Genomic DNA, 1,137 nt, shown 5'->3' on the forward strand with positions numbered 1-1,137 from the left:
CCACCCCGTTTTGGTACCTAGATCAAAACAAAGAATTGTATTATTCATCACGTTTATGAAGCTCTAAAGCCATATTCTGTACTCCCAATAATAACGGAGTCGCTCCCATATTCTACGGTGCCAAGGTAGAGATGCCATATATCGTTGTGGTGTTAACATAGACAATTCATAAGTCTTATTAGAAACGAACTGAGAGTTTATATGTTCACCACCCCTTATTCTTGTACCACCAAAAACCGCCCCTCCACCACTGATCCAACAATTGCCTTCATGACTTAGGTTATCTTCACTTTCTACCCAGCCCCCTAAATCACCTTTTTTGACATCACCAAAGTCTCTCAATGCACGTATGCGGTAAAGAGTATGATCATCAACTTCAATTGTTTCATCAGTAAGTTCGTATTTTTTTTCGCTACCATCAACCGACGCAATACTACCAATAATATCTTGAGAAATACGTGCATTACCAAATGCATTGGCAAATTCATGAATTGCTGCTGTACCATATACATGCGCCTGATCAAAAACATGAGCATTTCCATAAACCTTAGCTCTGCCGTAAACATGCGCATGATCATAAATTTCTGCATCACCGTAAACGTGTGCATTATCGTAAACCTGAGCATTGTTACCAACACATGCATTTTCATTAACACATGCCTTACCATAAACCTTGGCATTGCCGTAAACTCGTGCATTGCTATAAACATGTGCCTCATCGTAAATCCAACAATTACCCTCATGAGATAAGTTGCCCTCATGCTCTATAAAACCACCTAGATCCCATTGCTCGACATCTCCAAAGTCTTTTAATGCACGAATACGGTGAAGAGTTTTGCCACAAAATTTGATTATTTCATCAGTAAATTCATACTTCTTTTTAAGTATCATATCTTCCACCCCTATCTTCTCACTTACTTTTCTTCTTACTCTTCTTATTCTTATGAGGCGGCGCTTTTACTGCTTCATCACGCGGCTTAAGCTCTTGCTTCAGTTGTTTAATTTCCTTGTCACGTTCTTCAATTTCCTCGTCGTCACGTTCTTCTATCTTTTGTTTAAGTTCTTTAATTTCCGTATCACGTGATTGCACATCTGCTTTTAGTGCCTGTATCTTTTCACTTTTCCGTTTAAACTCTT

1 protein-coding gene and 1 pseudogene are annotated in these 1,137 nt (G+C 38.8%); both read right to left on the minus strand.

From position 1 onward, the window contains the following. Window positions 1–63: 63 nt before the first annotated feature. Window positions 64–891 carry a hypothetical protein gene (locus tag ACFINO_RS09870; RefSeq protein ID WP_375612603.1) on the minus strand — a complete coding sequence of 276 codons (828 nt, stop codon included), beginning with the start codon at window positions 889–891 and terminating at the stop codon, window positions 64–66. A gap of 19 nt (window positions 892–910) precedes the next feature. Further along, window positions 911–1,137 (minus strand): annotated as a pseudogene (locus ACFINO_RS09875) (hypothetical protein); the annotation flags it as partial.

The sequence above is a fragment of the Bartonella sp. AA83SXKL genome (genome assembly GCF_042196965.1).
Lineage (GTDB): Bacteria > Pseudomonadota > Alphaproteobacteria > Rhizobiales > Rhizobiaceae > Bartonella.

Coding starts and splice junctions, on each gene's coding strand:
- ACFINO_RS09870 (WP_375612603.1), bottom strand. CDS start 891: ATGATACTTAAAAAGAAGTATGAATTTACTGATGAAATAATCAAATTT.